The sequence below is a fragment of the Aureibaculum algae genome (assembly GCF_006065315.1).
GTDB lineage: Bacteria > Bacteroidota > Bacteroidia > Flavobacteriales > Flavobacteriaceae > Aureibaculum > Aureibaculum algae.
Genome location: NZ_CP040749.1, coordinates 4,968,962 through 4,983,787 on the forward strand (window position 1 = coordinate 4,968,962; position 14,826 = coordinate 4,983,787).

Annotated in this window: 10 protein-coding genes; 7 read left to right on the top strand and 3 right to left on the bottom strand. The window is 31.2% G+C overall.

The genetic code is table 11. The features are described 5' to 3' along the window. Nucleotides 1-17 precede the first annotated feature (17 nt). The 6 genes from FF125_RS20985 to FF125_RS21010 all read left to right on the top strand — a co-directional run bounded on the left by FF125_RS20985 (nucleotide 18) and on the right by FF125_RS21010 (nucleotide 7,717). Nucleotides 18-596, top strand: coding sequence for a hypothetical protein (locus FF125_RS20985; RefSeq protein ID WP_138952057.1), 579 nt, complete (start codon nucleotides 18-20; stop codon nucleotides 594-596). A gap of 283 nt (nucleotides 597-879) precedes the next feature. Further along, entirely contained in the window at nucleotides 880-1,389 is a 510-nt protein-coding gene (locus tag FF125_RS20990) for an outer membrane beta-barrel protein (protein ID WP_138952059.1), read from the top strand. Between the two features lie 338 nt (nucleotides 1,390-1,727). Further along, on the top strand, nucleotides 1,728-2,699 hold the full coding sequence (locus FF125_RS20995; protein WP_138952061.1) for a ribonucleotide-diphosphate reductase subunit beta: 972 nt from the start codon (nucleotides 1,728-1,730) through the stop codon (nucleotides 2,697-2,699). A gap of 47 nt (nucleotides 2,700-2,746) precedes the next feature. Beyond that, nucleotides 2,747-5,206 carry a ribonucleoside-diphosphate reductase subunit alpha gene (locus FF125_RS21000; protein ID WP_138952063.1) on the top strand — a complete coding sequence of 820 codons (2,460 nt, stop codon included), beginning with the start codon at nucleotides 2,747-2,749 and terminating at the stop codon, nucleotides 5,204-5,206. 150 nt (nucleotides 5,207-5,356) lie between these two features. Continuing rightward, nucleotides 5,357-5,872, top strand: coding sequence for an RDD family protein (locus FF125_RS21005; protein ID WP_138952065.1), 516 nt, complete (start codon nucleotides 5,357-5,359; stop codon nucleotides 5,870-5,872). Between the two features lie 81 nt (nucleotides 5,873-5,953). Then, nucleotides 5,954-7,717 (top strand): Na/Pi cotransporter family protein, encoded by a 1,764-nt coding sequence (locus tag FF125_RS21010; protein WP_138952067.1) that lies wholly within the window; start codon nucleotides 5,954-5,956, stop codon nucleotides 7,715-7,717. Between the two features lie 58 nt (nucleotides 7,718-7,775). Here FF125_RS21010 and FF125_RS21015 read toward each other — a convergent pair whose 3' ends face one another. Next, nucleotides 7,776-10,058, bottom strand: coding sequence for an inorganic phosphate transporter (locus tag FF125_RS21015; protein ID WP_138952069.1), 2,283 nt, complete (start codon nucleotides 10,056-10,058; stop codon nucleotides 7,776-7,778). Between the two features lie 70 nt (nucleotides 10,059-10,128). Continuing rightward, nucleotides 10,129-11,337, bottom strand: a complete 1,209-nt coding sequence (locus tag FF125_RS21020; RefSeq protein WP_138952071.1) for an OprO/OprP family phosphate-selective porin — start codon at nucleotides 11,335-11,337, stop codon at nucleotides 10,129-10,131. Nucleotides 11,338-11,536: 199 nt separating this feature from the next. Between FF125_RS21020 and FF125_RS21025 the strand changes: the two genes are divergently transcribed. Beyond that, a complete protein-coding gene (locus tag FF125_RS21025) occupies nucleotides 11,537-11,896 on the top strand; it encodes a toxin-antitoxin system YwqK family antitoxin (RefSeq protein ID WP_138952073.1) in 360 nt (119 codons plus the stop codon). 59 nt (nucleotides 11,897-11,955) lie between these two features. Here the strand turns inward: FF125_RS21025 and FF125_RS21030 are convergent, their stop codons facing one another. Beyond that, nucleotides 11,956-14,760: a TonB-dependent receptor gene (locus tag FF125_RS21030; protein WP_138952074.1), complete on the bottom strand. Its 2,805-nt coding sequence runs from the start codon at nucleotides 14,758-14,760 to the stop codon at nucleotides 11,956-11,958. Nucleotides 14,761-14,826: the final 66 nt, after the last annotated feature.

Consider the following 14,826-nt stretch of genomic DNA (forward strand, 5'->3'; position numbering starts at 1 on the left):
TTTTAAAAAGATATAAAATGAAAAACATAAAAATCCATATACTAATGGTCTTATTTTCCATTCTTATAGTCGCTTGTAATTACAAAGAAAACAATACAAACAGAGCTCAAAATGAGATAACCGAGAAAAGTGAATTGCCAGAAAAATCATCCGATATAAATTCGCCTTGTGAACTTTTTACGATGGATGATGTAAAAAGTATATTTACAGTAACGGACCTCCCAATAGAGATTAAAGATGTGGTTTATACCTATCCTACTTGTATTTATAAATGGGAAGATGGCAAAGTTAACTGGACAAAATCAATAGCTGGTCAAGAAATTAAAGGAAATACACCCAGTGAGGTTTTAATTGTTATGATAAAAAAGGCGAACGAGGCCATGTTTAAACAATCTACATCAATTTACAAACAACCACAAGTAATTTCAAATTTAGGTTCAAAAGCAGTTTGGGATTCTAGAATTTCTCAATTAACTTTTCTTTCCAATACCTATATGTTTCATGTACATGTCAAAGCGTCAAACATCGATAATGAAAACAAAGAAAAAGCCATAAAAGTTTCTAAGTTAATAATTGAAAAACTTCGTGGTTTTTAAAGGAATTGCGTAAACTAAAAACAAGGAAATAAAAAAGCAAAAAAATTGCTAAAAATCAATTCTATATAAAGTCAAATCGTAACTGCAAAAACATAAAACATCAGAAAAATTGAAAACCTTAAATAAACAGTAACAAAACATTATTTTATACAAAAGTGCTGGCAACACTAGTCTCAACTGAAAGAAAGCTCAAGGTTAATGATTGAAAAAATTATCTAAATTTTAAGATTGTTACTTTGGTAAATTTATATATTTGCAGTACAAAACAGAAAAATTCTAAACTATGAAAATTATTAAAAAGTTAGTCCTAACACTTGCCTTAATAGGTGGTATTGGTTCAATGAGTGCACAAGTAGCTATAGGTGGTGGAGTTGGTTATAATGAAAGAGTTAGTGGTCCCGGAGTTGTAGTAAAGGCAGAAATTGACGTTATGGATAATATCTCAATTTCACCAAGTGTTTCTTATTTTGCAGGTAGTAAAATATACGGCTACTCAAGAAACTTATTTGCTGTTGATGCCAATGGACATTATAAAATTGAAGTAATGATGGATGAGTTAGATGTATATCCATTAGCTGGTTTAAACTATTCAAGCTACAGCTATGGTGATTATAGATATGGAGATGAATCTATTAATGAGTATAAAGTATCAGGTAATAGTCTAGGCCTAAACATAGGTGGTGGTGGTAGATGGAAATTTGCAGACCAACTAAGTGTTTTTGCAGAATTAAAATATGTGGTAAGCAACTATAGTCATGCTGTTTTTGCAGGTGGCGTTTTATATCAATTCTAGAAATACCTCATTTTAAATTATAAAAAAAGAGCCCATTCAAATGGGCTCTTTTTTTATTTTAGAAAATACCGTTTAAGCAGAATTCAAAAAAACCTAGTAAACTTCAAGGCTCACGGAATTAATGTTATTTTAAATGATTGTTTATCAGTATTTTACATATTAAATAAATGTTAAGCAATTAACATTTACACCTTTATTTGTTAAAAACTTATCGAGTTTTGTTTATAATTTTGACTTTGTTTCTTCATCAAAAAAAACAATCTTTGTAACATACCGTCTGTGCCAACAGTTTCCAATAGCGTACTACCAGCACCATAATATTCTAAATATATTTAAAAATGCAACAAGAAGAGCCAATTTTACAGCCCAACGATAATAGATTTGTAATTTTTCCAATTCAACATCCAGACCTATGGGAATGGTATAAATTACAACAAGCAAGTATATGGACAGCTGAAGAAATTGATTTAGAAAAAGATGTGCATGACTGGAATAATAAGCTTACTGAAGACGAAAGATATTTTATAAAACACGTTTTGGCATTCTTTGCTGCTTCTGATGGAATTGTAAACGAAAACTTAGCAGAAAACTTTGTGTCTGAAGTACAATACACGGAAGCTAAATTCTTTTATGGCTTTCAGATAATGATGGAAAACATCCATTCTGAGGTGTATTCTTTACTTATAGACACGTATGTAAAAGATGAAAAAGAAAAAGATCAATTATTTAGAGCCATTGAGGTTTTTCCAGCCATTAGAGACAAAGCACAATGGGCATTAAAATGGATTGATAGTCCAAGTTTTGCAGAACGTCTAATCGCTTTTGCCGCTGTTGAAGGTATATTCTTTTCTGGTAGTTTTTGCTCAATATTTTGGATGAAAAAAAGAGGTCTTCTACCTGGTCTTACCTTCTCAAATGAACTTATTTCTAGAGATGAAGGTATGCATTGTGATTTTGCCGTGCACTTGCATAACAATCATATGGTAAATAAAGTGCCAAAAGAAAGAATTACAGAAATACTCTGTGACGCTCTTACTATTGAAAGAAGTTTTATTACGGAATCTCTTCCTGTAAGTCTTATCGGAATGAATTCAAAATTAATGACCGAATACTTAGAGTTTGTAACAGACAGGCTTTTAGTAGAATTTGGATGTGAAAAAGTATACAATTCAGTAAACCCATTTGATTTCATGGAAATGATTTCTCTAGAAGGAAAAACCAATTTCTTTGAGAAAAAAGTATCTGAATATCAAAAAGCTGGTGTAAAATCTGGAGGTACCGGAAGCATCAGTTTTGATGCTGATTTTTAATCAAATAAACCTGTTACCAATTAATAACTAAATACCCAAAAATAACTATGTATGTACTAAAAAGAGACGGAAAGAGAGAGCCTGTTATGTTTGACAAAATTACCGCAAGGGTAAAAAAAATGTGTTATGGATTAAACAAATTAGTTGATCCTGTAAAAGTTGCCATGCGTGTTATTGAAGGTCTTTACGACGGAGTTTCTACTTCTGAGTTAGACAATTTAGCAGCTGAAATTGCAGCTACAATGACCATTCAACATCCTGACTATGCTAAATTAGCTGCCAGGATAGCCGTTTCTAACTTACATAAAAACACTAAAAAGTCATTTTCTGAAACAATGACGGACTTATATCTATATGTAAATCCACGTACGGGTAAAAAAGGACCAATGATTGCTGATGATGTCTATAAAGTCATACAAGACAATGCTGAAAAGTTAGATTCTACTATTATCTATAATCGCGATTTTAACTATGACTTTTTTGGGTTTAAAACGTTAGAAAGATCCTACTTATTAAAAGTTAATGGGAAAATAATTGAGCGTCCTCAACATATGTTAATGCGTGTATCTATTGGTATTCACCTAGATGATATTGATGCGGCAATTGAGACGTATGAGCTTATGAGTAAAAAATATTTTACGCATGCAACTCCTACATTATTTAATGCAGGTACACCAAAACCGCAAATGTCATCTTGTTTTTTACTTCAAATTAAAGAAGATAGTATTGACGGTATATATGATACTCTAAAACAAACGGCTAGTATCTCGCAATCTGCCGGAGGTATTGGTTTATCTTTACATAATGTGAGAGCAACAGGTTCATATATAAGAGGCACAAATGGTACTTCTAATGGCATCGTACCTATGCTTCGTGTGTTTAATGATACTGCAAGATATGTAGATCAAGGTGGAGGGAAAAGAAAAGGATCTTTTGCCATGTATTTAGAACCTTGGCATGCCGATATTTTTGATTTTTTAGATTTAAAAAAGAACCACGGTAAAGAAGAAATGCGTGCTCGCGATTTATTCTATGCTATGTGGATACCAGATTTATTCATGAAACGTGTACAAGAAGATGGTGAATGGACTTTAATGTGCCCCAATGAATGTCCTCATTTATTTGATACCTATGGTGATGAATTTGAGAAACTATATGAAGGTTATGAAAAAGTTGGTAAAGGAAGAAAAACAATACAGGCTCGCGATTTATGGGAGAAAATATTAGAATCTCAAATTGAGACTGGTACGCCATATATGTTATATAAAGATGCGGTTAATAGAAAATCAAATCAAAAGAATTTAGGGGTTATCCGCTCTTCAAACTTATGTACTGAGATTATGGAATATACAGCAAAAGATGAAGTTGCTGTATGTAATTTGGCATCTATAGCCATGCCTATGTTTATTAGTGAAAATGCAGAAGGACAGAAATATTTTAACCATAAAAAGTTATTTGACGTTACCAAAAAAGCAACTAGAAATCTGGACACTGTTATTGATAGAAATTATTATCCTGTAAAAGAAGCGGAGAATTCAAATTTTCGTCATAGACCTATCGGTTTAGGTATTCAAGGATTAGCAGATGCTTTTATTATGTTACGGATGCCGTTTACATCTGATGAAGCAAAACAACTCAATCAAGATATTTTTGAAACACTTTATTTTGCTGCAGTAACCTCATCTATGGAAATTGCTAAAGCGAAAGGACCCTATTCAACATTTAAAGGCTCTCCAATGTCAGAAGGTGAATTCCAATTTAACATGTGGAATATTTCTGAAGATGATCTTAGTGGTAATTGGGATTGGAAAAAATTACGTAAAAACGTTATAAAACATGGTGTGCGTAACTCACTATTGGTTGCTCCAATGCCAACAGCATCTACTTCTCAAATATTAGGAAACAATGAAGCTTTTGAACCTTATACTTCTAATATTTATACACGTAGAGTACTTTCAGGTGAATTTATTGTTGTGAACAAACACTTACTGGAAGATTTGGTTGAACTTAATCTTTGGGACAACGAAATGAAAGAAAGTATTATGAGAGCGAATGGTTCCGTACAACACATTGAAGCAATTCCTCAAGAGCTGAAAGACTTATACAAAACCGTTTGGGAGTTAAGTATGAAAGATATTATAGATATGGCTCGTCAAAGAGGTTATTTTATAGACCAATCACAATCTTTAAATCTTTTCTTAAAAGATCCAGATTATGGTAAATTGACTTCAATGCATTATTACGCATGGAAATCTGGTTTAAAAACAGGTATGTATTACCTTAGAACCAAATCTGCTGTAAATGCTACTCAGTTCACATTGAGTAACAGTAAAAAAGAGGAAATTAAAAAACCGCAAATTGCAGCTGTTGAAGCACCCGTAAATGTTGAAAAAGATCCATCTCCTTTAATAACAGATGACACTTCAATGACGGCTGAAGAATATAAAGCAATGATTGCTTTGGCTAAAGAAAATGAAGGTGATGATTGTTTAATGTGCGGATCTTAATAACATCTAACCACATATCAACTAGTTAATAATAATAAAAAGAACTTTTATAAAATCTCGAAACGTTATCTGTTTCGAGATTTTTTGTTTTTACGAAATAAGAGACTTAATGATGCGTTAAAACAATAACTAATTTTTAGTTCAGCAGAAATGGAAGTTTTAAACTACAAAAAATTTAGAGTAACTGACGAGATGTTTGCCAGCAAGGGTAAAAGATTTCTTAATTATTTAATTGACCTAGGCTTTTTTTATGCATTGTTTATACTGTTAGGTGTTCTTTTATACATAATAGCTGAAATAACAGGCAGTGAAGGTCTTTATGACTTCCTTATTGAATTAGAAAACGTTAACCCGATTATTGACCGTTTACTAACTGCAGTTCTATTAGTTATATACTATACTATTTTAGAAAGCCTATCTCAGAAAACTATCGGTAAATTAATTACGAGAACCAAGGTTGTTCTTGAAAATGGAGAACGACCACCTTTCGAAGTATTTGTTAAACGTTCTTTATGTAGGATTATACCTTTTGATCCCATTTCTTTTTTAGGTAAAAAAGGCTGGCACGATTCAATTTCTAAGACCTACGTTGTGGATGACAACGTATTTAATGAGCAAAAAAGGCAACATAAAAATTACCAAGAACTAGGTGCCCTAAATGAGTAATCATACTTTTTAAAATATCGCCTGCATTATTTATTGTTTTTTTTCTTTAAATTTAACTACTATAATAGACGATTTAATTAAATGTATAAAAAATCACTTTTTTTCCTTTTATTATTAGCCTTAGCAATTACTTTATATTTTAGTCCCAATTTTGAAACAATAGCCGCAGGTGTTGCTATATTATTATTTGGTATGATAATGTTAGAAGAGGGCTTTAAAGTTTTCACTAAAGGACCGCTTCAACAAATTCTAAAAAAAACTACTGACAAACTTTATAAAAGTATAACTACTGGTGCAGTACTAACCACACTCATTCAATCGAGTTCTTTGGTTTCAGTCATAACCATTTCCTTTATTAGTGCTGGTTTAATAACTTTATCATCTGGTATTGGTCTTATTTTTGGTGCAAATATAGGAAGCACAACAACCGCTTGGTTGGTGGCTGGTTTCGGTCTTAAAATTAAAATTTCGGCATTGGCAATGCCCATGCTTATTTTTGGTTTAATTTTTTCTTTACAGAAAGTAAATACCCTTAAAGGGATAGGTAACGTACTTATTGGCTTAGGTTTTTTCTTTTTAGGGATTTTTTTCATGAAAGAAGGCTTTGATGTTTTTAGTAACGACATTGATTTAACAAAGTATGCTGTTTCTGGTTTTTTAGGTCTCATTTTATACACAGGTATCGGAATAATTATAACAGTTCTTCTGCAGTCGAGTGCCGCATCTTTAGTTTTAGTTTTAACTGCATTAGCCGCAGGACAAATAGAATATGAAAACGCACTTGCGTTAGCTATTGGTGCTAACGTAGGTACTACCATTACAGCCATCCTTGGGTCTATCAGCTCGAACATTGCTGGTAAAAGATTAGCCATAGCACATTTAATATTTAATGTTATAACGGCAACTCTAGCTTTAGCATTTATATATCCTTTAGGGAATTTAGTAAATTATTTAGCAAATGCATTTGGTATATCAGCAACCGACTACACGCTTAAACTCGCCTTATTTCATACCATATTCAATGTGATTGGTGTACTTATAATGATTCCATTTATAAAGAAACTAGAACAATTCTTAGTAAAATATTTTCAAGAGAAACCTAATAGTGATGCAGCCCGACCTCACTATTTGAATGAAGCCGTTTTAGCATTTCCGGCATCGGTTATCACAGCATTAACGGACGAATCTAAGGACTTATATAAGAATGCCATTTTTGAAATTGTAGCCCATGGAATCAATATTCATAGAGAAGATATAAAATCTAATGAGAAACCTAAAAATATAATTAAAAATTCAACCAAAGACTTAGATATTGCCATTGATGAAGTATACCATGCAAAAGTTAAATATATATACGGAGAGATAATCCGCTATGCGGCAACCGCTCAAAGTAAATTGAAGCTAACAGAATCTCAAAACACTACTATTTCAGAAATAAAAATTGCCAACAGAAAAATGGTAGAAATAATAAAAGATGTTAGAGAACTGAACAGAAATGTAAACATGTCTTCAACATTAAATAATGAATATTTGATTAAAGAATATAATCTTTATCGAAAAAAGGTTTTAAAAGTTCTTAGGGTTATTTATAGATTTAGAAAAGGAGATGACACTAAAAACTATAGTAAAAAAATGAATAAACTAAAAGCTGCTGCAAAAGAGAATAAAGCAAAAGGTAACCATTCAATAGACAATTTAATAAGAAAAGGATTGATTACTCCTGAAATGGCATCATCACTATTTAATGATTACTCATACGTTAATGATATTATTAAAAAGCTAATTGAAGTAGCTGAACTTTTATATAGTAATAAAGATTCTTTATTAGAAAACAATCCAGAATAAAAAATGGTCTGAGAAATTAAAATTCTCAGACCATTTTTATTTACTGCTAATACAACTTTTAACTTTCTGCATTCATCAAGTTAACATTGCGATCGTGCTCACTATAATAGAGCTCTAATATGGTAATACCCGCTTTAATTAAATCTTTCGTTTCTAATAAAATACTAAAATACAGCGTAGTGTTTTTCGGACTCGACTCTATCGTTCTTGTACGCTCCACTTGTTGATGAATAGCATTTTCAACATGATCTAATAAAGCTTGTTTGTCATTTATTAAGTCTGGTACAATTTTTTCAAAAGAACGAGAATCAAATACCTCTCTTGTCTTATCAAATAAAGAAACGAGTTGGTCATTAATCTCAATCAATTCATCCGCTTGTTTTTTCTTTAACGGTCTATGATTATTATTGATATGCTTATGACTGACTTTAGAAATAAAACTAGCCGATTGTGCCATGTCTTGTAAATTACCAATAACATCGATATAAAATTTACTAGCCCCTAAATAAGAGTCATCTAAATTTTTAATAAAGTAAAACATATTATTTTGTAAGCCCTCAATTTCATTCTCCAATTTAATTACTGTACTTTTTGCTTTTTTAAGACTAGACAAATCTTCATTTATTAATCCGTCAATAGTACTTTTATTTATTTTACTGATTCTTTTTAAGGCTTTTGAAATATTGTCTGCACTCTCCTCAATAACCCCATGAATAGAATTACTCTCAGCTTTACTCAAACTATCTTCAGCTTTAATTTCTCTTCCTTTTTTAATGTGTTTAATATAATTTCTTGTCAACAACAAAACCGCTACTAATAATAGTATCGCTATCATAGTTATGCCTCCTAAATGGATTAAATAAGCAATAGTACCAGCAGCAATAAAAGCACTTATTGCAGTACCAAACCAACCTCCAATTACATTTAGAACACCAGCAACCCTATAAACGGCACTTTCACTTCCCCATGCTCTATCTGCTAAAGAAGTACCCATAGCTACCATAAACGTTACATAGGTTGTTGATAAAGGTAATTTCATTGATGTAGCCAAAGATATTAAAACACTAGCTACCATTAAATTTACCGCAGCTCGTACCATATCAAAAGCTGGTAATTCATGTTCTTTTCCCTTTACAAGCTTTATTACAGGTTTCTCAAATTGCTTTTCAATTCGGTCTTGCATAGAATTTGGAATAACCGAATTAGTATATTTAGAAATCATAATAGAGGCTCTTACTAAACCTCTAGAAATAAAATTAGGATTGAAACGCTCTTGTGTTTCTCCTTGACTTGATAAATCTAAAGATGTTTTTACAACACCTTTTGCTTTACTTGAAAACCATAACGTTAATACCATAATTAACCCTGCACCTAGCAGCATAAAAGTAGGTGTTGCAACCTTCTTTCCTAAAATGCCCATGGAAAATTCAGTGGCTTCCAAACCATTAATATTAATAAGCGGATCTACCCATGCTTGATAAGATTGCCAGGCAGCTATTGGCACACCTATAAAATTAACAAGATCATTTCCTGCAAATGCTAAAGCCAACGCAAAGGTTCCAACTATAATTATTAATTTATAAATATTTTTTTTCAAAAACTGCACAAAAACAAAAGACAAGAAGCTCCATAAAATAAAACTAAGAAGTATAATAACTACTGTTTTACCCTCTATTAAATGTTCAATTTCGCTATAATAATCTGTTCCTTTTAGTCCTTTAATAAAAATAAAGTAGGTAATAGCTGTTAAAGCAACACCTCCAAAAACGGCACCTACCCATTTGGCTTTTCGTTCAAAATTAAAAGACAACAATAATCTAGAAAAGTATTGAACCACTGCACCAATTGAAAAAGCAACAACAACAGAGAGTAATATTCCTAAAATAATCTCAGTTGCTTTATCAGTATTTATATATGTACTTAATGTTGACGCCGAATCGCCATCAGCTGCCATTTTTATTAATGCCATTGCAACTGCAGCACCTAATAATTCGAACACGATAGAAACGGTGGTAGAAGTGGGCATTCCTAGTGTATTAAAGAAATCGAGTAACAGAATGTCTGTAATCATTACGGCCATAAAAATGATCATGATTTCATTGAAATAAAACTCGCTTGGAACAAATATTCCTTTTCGAGCAACCTCCATCATACCACTAGAAAAAACAGCTCCAAATGCGACACCTAAACTAGCAACTATCATTATCGTTCTGAACGATATGGCTTTAGAACCAATTGCCGAATTCAAAAAGTTAACAGCATCATTACTGACACCCACTACTAAGTCTGCAATTGCTAAAATAGCAAGTGCAACAATCATCATAATGTAAGGATTTTCCATATCTAATATTTAGTGTGCAAAAGTGTATATTTTAATTTACGTGTATATTAACAAATAGTTATATTTTCTTTTAAAAATCAATCTGAAATCTTGCCTGAAAAACATTTACATTACCTGCGTTTTTTATATCCGCATTTACATAGTTAAACATTATTCTAGTTGCGGGATTTAAGTACCAATTTAAACCTAATGTAATACTCGCTTGTTTACCGCCATAAATATCCTTACTATTCAAATCAGAATTTGAATAGCGTAAGGCTACTTCCCAAGCACCCAAACCACCTTCTTTACCTGTAAAGTTATTCTTTGGACTCACTCTATCAAAACCTTTATACGAGCTTTTATAAACTTTCTGTTCACCAGTTAAAAAGTAACTTACTACTCCATAATAACTAGAAAAGTTATAATTGGTATCACCTTCTAATGCGGTTCTTAAATATTCTGTTTGAAATGAAAATGGGCCTGTTGCAAATACTCCTTCAAAATTAACCATATTTAGGCTTTTTACATTTTCAATTAATTCCGTATCAATATATTTTTTATTACTTAAATGTGCTTCTGGTCTTGCAGATATTCTATACTGATTTAAACCAGGCTTTCTAAAACTATACCCTAAACCAACATGCAATAATTGATTTTCCGTTTTTATTGGAAGTCCCGTTAATCTTCCTGTAAAAACATATCCATTATTCGCCATTAGGTCATTTCCATTTCCTCCTGCATTCCGAAAAAGGCCGGCTTGTACACTAAGTCTATCTTTCAAAAAATCATTCAATAAAAGGATTCCATTGTTTCGTGTAGGAGAAAAATCATTGAGCACAGCACGTTCCATAAACGTAATATATTTGCTGCCAGTAAGTGATTCAAATCGTAATGGTTCTTTTAAATTTCCTACTCTTATGGTACCTACTACTGGTATATCTTTTATACCTAAATAAACATCTTTAAATGCTACTTCTCCACTTTCAAATCCTAAATCTAGAATAAATTCAATATTTTTATACAGTAGACCGGATAAAAAGATTCTAGTACGTCTAAATTCTGTTGCACTTGTAGCTAATAATTGTCCGTAAACATCATCTAAAGCTTTATTTTGAGAAAAAAAAGCATGATCAACCATGATTCTACCTCCAAATTTTAATTGAAAATTTTCATCAGCACTTTTCAATTTAAATCCATTATCCCATTTAAAACTAAAAGGATTAGATTCTTTTTCTTGAGCAAAAGCAGTTAAGGATACTAAACAAATAAGGGATAATAATAGATTCTTTGATTTCATCTATCGGATAGGTTCGTAGTGGATAATTGTTCGCAAGTTATTTCATTTAATGTAAAAAATAAAGTTTTACAAGTTTTATTTACAAATCTAACAATCAGCATGTTAAATTTCCAATGTTAATTTAAAGTTAACAAATTGTTGTGTAATTGTAAAATAATTATTACCTTCATATCGTTATACTTAAATAAATACTGAAATTATGAAAAAATTAGCTGTCCTATTAATTGTCTTTTGTGTGAGTTTTTCTTTTGCTCAAGAAAAAGATAATAAGGTGAAATTAGAAAAAAAGGGAGATGTAACAGAAGCTACTTTTTACTATGACAATGGAGAAATTGATCAACAAGGTTTTTTTAAAGATGGTAAGTTACATGGAACATGGACTAGCTATAATTTAACTGGTGAAAAAATTGCGGTAGGGAATTATGAGGCTGGTGAAAAAGTAGGAAAATGGATATTTAAAACAAATGATGTTTTAAAAGAAGTTGATTATTCAAACGATCAAATAGAAAAAGTAAATTCTTGGTCTCGTGATGCTGTAATCGCATCACAAAATGAGTAAAATAATTTATTAAATAAACAAAAAAAGGAGCTATATAGCTCCTTTTTTTGTTTTGAAATTTAGAATTTTATACTATATCCTAATGAAATAGAAGTGCCAGGGTTTCTGCTAGAAAATATTTGATCTGCCGCTTTATAAGACTCGTAAATACTTTCTTTTTCAGAGCCTAATAGATTCGTAATCTTAAAGCTAAGATTAGACTTTCTCTCTTTACCTATTGATTTGTTTAATGTGAAATTTAAACTATTAAAAGGCTTTGTAAAAACATCAGGGTTTGCACCACCAACTACTTCCAACGTCTTTCCTTGTACATTATAAAAAACCCCTGTTTGTAAACCTATTTTATCATTATCATAGTCTAAACCAGTATTTATTAAATAGGGTGATTGCCCTTGAAGCTCTCTAGTATCATCAATCTCTTCTCCTGGTCTTGCGGTATTTGTACGTAATGAAAATTCATCCGTACCCATTTTTAATTTCGATTGTATCACTGAGGCATTTAAATTAAATCTAAAATTTTCTAAGCTAGAAGATAAAAAACTTAAGTTTTTTCTAAATTCTATTTCTGCTCCTATCACATCAGCTTCACCTAAATTTTGCGGTGTAAAATTATCTAACGCAGATTGAAAGTAAGTTAATTCAATTGGATCTTTAAATGATTTGTAAAATCCACTAACGGCAAACAATTCAGAATTATCTCCATAAACCTCATAACGTAAATCGAGATTATTGATATAAGTCGGTTTTAAATCGATGTTACCGATATAAGTAATGTCAGAAAGAGCATCAAAAATTTCAGCATTTGAGGCTTCTTTAAACGAAGGTCTAGCTGTAGTTCTTGCATAAGATAATCGTACATTTTTATTATCCTTTAAGGCATAGATAAAGTTGACAGATGGAAATAAATCAAATTTATTAATAATAGATTCATTATTTAACACAGCACCACTACTGTTTTCACCTGTATAGTTTATCATAAAATTCTCAACTCTTAAACCAACTATAGTTTTCAGTTTATTTCCTAAATTAAATTCATTAGAAATATAACCAGCCATATTAATTTGATTAGATTCAAAAATATTAACAGGATCTACAACTGAAGTATTTCTTATAAAAGAACCTTCTTGATCACTAGTTGTCCATAAATTTTCATCTGCTAAGATGGCATCAGCATCACCATTAAAACCACTTGGACCAGCAATACCAATTCTAAAAGTATAGATGTTATATGTCCTTTGTTTATAAGAACCATATGCACCCACTTTTAATTTAGCGTCTTTTTGAAATAAACTATATTTTCTAGTTACATCTAACTTTCCAACATGATTTTCTTCTTCTAAGTTTCTCCAAATTCTTCTTGGTTCACTATTTTGAGGAATACTAAAACTCCCATCTTCTTCAATTCTAAATGAAGTTGCACGTACATCTTTATCATAAATAGTAGATAAAGTTGATGCTAACTTCCATTCGGTTTTCCATGAAGCATCACTATTTGTATGCGTACCTGACAGTAAACCATTGGTAATTGACCTTTCAGTATACACTAAACTATTCTTTATTGCTAAAGCAAAATCTCCCTCATTTAGTTCTTGATCAAATAAACCTGCACTTGACTCGCCATTTTGAATACGCATTACATTTATTTTATACTTAGAACGATCTGTTTTATAAGACAAACCAACCAAACCACTCAATACAACGTTTTGCTCACCCAAATTACCATTTTGACCTTTACTCAAAGGCATTTCAATACTAGACGTATTCGGATCTTTTCTATAAAAGTTGTTCTGAGCATTCTCATAAAAATTCGTTTCATTTTTATAAGATACAGAAGCTATATAACCCAGCCTATGATCCTTTTTTCCTATTGTATATTGATTACCTGCTGTTAACCCAATACTATAGTCCATCGTACTATTTGATTCAAGAGCTGCTAAATTTGGGTTAAATCTTTTTGTTATTTCCGTTAACACTGCACTATTATCAAAAGTATTTGGTATTGGCTGATAAGGACTTATTGGTAAGGCTCTTGTGCCATCATCATAGCCTAGAAAATCAGTATTACCACCATTATAATTTAAAAAATTACTTTTAAAGTGCATATCAGGATTATAAGAACCACTTAATGATAGGCTAAACTCTTTTTTAGAAGGAAATTCTTTGGTAACAATATCAACAATACCACCCGTAAAATCTGCGGGTAAATCAGCCGTTGCTGATTTTACAACGATTATATTGTCAATAATATTTGTTGGAAAAATATCCATTTGTATCGTATTTCTATCGGGATCTAATCCTGGTATATCTACTCCATTTAAAATAGTTTTAGTGTACCTATCACCCAAACCACGGACATAAACATATTTACCTCCCTGAATAGAAACTCCTGGAACACTTTTTACGGCATTTGCCAAGTCACTAGCACCTAACTTTTTAAAATTTTGAGATGAAATACCATCTAATAAATTAACTGATCTTCTTTGAATATTTAAAACTGAAGATTCTGTATTACGAGCTGTTTCTGCAGTAATAATTACCTCCTCAAGTGAACCTGAAGCTTCCTTCAAAGTAATATCTAAAACAGTAACATCATCTGGTTTTATAACCACTTCAGTAACTTCAGTAGTTTCAAATCCTAAAAATTTAAAAACAACGGTATACGTTCCTGCTTCTAATTCAATTGAATACGTTCCTTCAAAATCTGATGTAGTACCTTTATCAGAACCTTTAATTAAAACCGTTGCAAATGGTAAAACATCGTTTATTTCACCATCCTTAATTGTCCCTGATAAAGTACCCTTCTGGGCATTTAACAAATTAAAAATTAAGGTAAAAGTTATGAATAGTATAAATTTAATTTTCATGTTATTTTATATTATAAAACATTTAAAAATGTTCTCTTTCTTCTATATACTTTAAATATCAATTGC

Bases quoted from the DNA above. Each gene is read 5' to 3' on its own strand.
- FF125_RS20995 (WP_138952061.1), top strand. From the start codon at position 1,728: ATGCAACAAGAAGAGCCAATTTTACAGCCCAACGATAATAGATTTGTA.
- FF125_RS21005 (WP_138952065.1), top strand. From the start codon at position 5,357: ATGGAAGTTTTAAACTACAAAAAATTTAGAGTAACTGACGAGATGTTT.
- FF125_RS21000 (WP_138952063.1), top strand. From the start codon at position 2,747: ATGTATGTACTAAAAAGAGACGGAAAGAGAGAGCCTGTTATGTTTGAC.
- FF125_RS20985 (WP_138952057.1), top strand. From the start codon at position 18: ATGAAAAACATAAAAATCCATATACTAATGGTCTTATTTTCCATTCTT.
- FF125_RS21010 (WP_138952067.1), top strand. From the start codon at position 5,954: ATGTATAAAAAATCACTTTTTTTCCTTTTATTATTAGCCTTAGCAATT.
- FF125_RS21030 (WP_138952074.1), bottom strand. From the start codon at position 14,760: ATGAAAATTAAATTTATACTATTCATAACTTTTACCTTAATTTTTAAT.
- FF125_RS21020 (WP_138952071.1), bottom strand. From the start codon at position 11,337: ATGAAATCAAAGAATCTATTATTATCCCTTATTTGTTTAGTATCCTTA.
- FF125_RS21015 (WP_138952069.1), bottom strand. From the start codon at position 10,058: ATGGAAAATCCTTACATTATGATGATTGTTGCACTTGCTATTTTAGCA.
- FF125_RS20990 (WP_138952059.1), top strand. From the start codon at position 880: ATGAAAATTATTAAAAAGTTAGTCCTAACACTTGCCTTAATAGGTGGT.
- FF125_RS21025 (WP_138952073.1), top strand. From the start codon at position 11,537: ATGAAAAAATTAGCTGTCCTATTAATTGTCTTTTGTGTGAGTTTTTCT.